Annotated in this window: 1 protein-coding gene; it reads right to left on the bottom strand. The window is 65.5% G+C overall.

Annotation, left to right across the window (positions count from 1 at the left end; genetic code table 11):
• Positions 1 to 255 (bottom strand): aminotransferase class V-fold PLP-dependent enzyme (locus AB3X98_RS42205; protein ID WP_368607238.1); only part of this gene is annotated, 255 nt, incomplete at both ends.

The raw sequence follows: 255 nt of genomic DNA, 5'->3' as shown, positions 1-255 counted from the left end.
AGACGAAATCGAACGGTATCTCACGCAGATTGAACGGCAGGATGCCCGCGCCCTGCGTGATGTCGACCGCGACAAGGCTGCCCGTGGTTCGTGCGTGCGCAGCGAGCGCGGCCAGATCGACGCGTTTGGACGTCAGCGACGATACCCACGTGATCAGCGCGAGCCCGACCTGGGCATCCCACGCCGCGACGAAGTCCTCGTCGCGAACGTAGGCTTCACCGGCGCGCACCGGCACCGTTTTCAACGTGAAGCCGC

It is taken from the genome of Paraburkholderia sp. BR14312 (assembly GCF_040948675.1).
Taxonomy (GTDB): domain Bacteria; phylum Pseudomonadota; class Gammaproteobacteria; order Burkholderiales; family Burkholderiaceae; genus Paraburkholderia; species Paraburkholderia nodosa_A.
The sequence above is the reverse complement of the archived record's forward strand: the minus strand, read 5'-3'. Positions and strand labels throughout refer to the sequence as shown.